This is a genomic window from Sebaldella sp. S0638, assembly GCF_024158605.1.
In the GTDB taxonomy this organism is placed as follows: Bacteria; Fusobacteriota; Fusobacteriia; order Fusobacteriales; family Leptotrichiaceae; genus Sebaldella.
This window is the reverse complement of the sequence record NZ_JAMZGM010000138.1, coordinates 1-561: the sequence shown is the minus strand read 5'-3', so window position 1 is coordinate 561 and position 561 is coordinate 1. Positions and strand designations below refer to the sequence as shown.

Sequence of the window (561 nt, the reverse complement as noted above, 5' to 3'; positions counted from 1 at the left end):
ACAATAAGTAATGTAACCACTGGAGTAGAAACAAAAGAACACGACAGGCTTGAAGGAAAAGAGAGAACCAGAATATACGATGATATTCAAAATGTAGGAGTAATAAGTTCAGGAAATACAACATATATAGAAGCTGACAATTATGTATCAAGAGGAGCAGTAACAGAATCAGGAGGAACGACATATATAGAGGCTAATGATGTAAATATAAATACAATAGCCCTAAAAGATTACGAGAGAACAGAAGAAAATCATGGGTATGATTTATACAGAACAACAGAGAAGTTAGGTTCAGAAGTAACAGGGCTTGACAATGTAATAATAAATGCCGGAAATGATATAAATATAAAGGGAAGTACAGTAGCATCAGATGGAACAGTTCAGTTAACGGCAGGGAATGACATAAATATAGAGAATGATAAAAATACAATGTATACAGAATCAAAAAGAGATAAGAAAGGAACATTCTCAAGTTATTCAAAACTGGAAACTAATTATCAAGAGGGAGCAGTAGCAAGTACAGTAATAGGGAATAATGTAATATTAGATGCTGGAAATGAT

At 33.0% G+C, this 561-nt stretch carries 1 protein-coding gene; it reads left to right on the top strand.

Annotated features, from left to right (window positions below; genetic code table 11):
• On the top strand, nucleotides 1-561 hold a 561-nt coding region (locus tag NK213_RS17990; protein ID WP_253351782.1), incomplete at both ends, for a hemagglutinin repeat-containing protein.